Origin of the sequence: Halomonas llamarensis (assembly GCF_023555005.1) — a bacterium.
In the GTDB taxonomy this organism is placed as follows: Bacteria; Pseudomonadota; Gammaproteobacteria; order Pseudomonadales; family Halomonadaceae; genus Vreelandella; species Vreelandella llamarensis.
Genome location: NZ_JAMJPJ010000122.1, coordinates 1 through 330, shown reverse-complemented (window position 1 = coordinate 330; position 330 = coordinate 1). Strand labels below are relative to the sequence as shown.

At 50.9% G+C, this 330-nt stretch carries 1 protein-coding gene; it reads left to right on the top strand.

Annotated features, from left to right (window positions below; genetic code table 11):
• Nucleotides 1-41: 41 nt before the first annotated feature.
• A partial coding sequence (locus tag M8006_RS17870) for a transposase (RefSeq protein WP_250084587.1) occupies nt 42-330 on the top strand: 289 nt, incomplete at its 3' end.

Here is a 330-nt window from a genome sequence, read left to right as displayed (position 1 = left end):
AGTTTTGGTAGGATTGAGGAAACAGACGAGGAGTGGTCAGCATGCCGCGCTTCAAGGCTTATAACTACGATCAGAACGCCATGGTGGTGATCAACTACCAAGATCAGCTCCAGCCAGGCACCTTTGAACACGCCGTACACTACCTGATTGAGCACAAGCTCGACTTATCCGTTTTCCATCCCAAGTATCGCAACGACGCGACTGGTCGACTGGCCTATGATCCGGCCATCCTGCTCAAGATCATCCTGTTTGCTTACTCAAAAGGCATCACCTCCAGCCGCGAGATGCAATGGTGTTGCGAGACCAACATCATTTTCAAAGCGCTTTCCT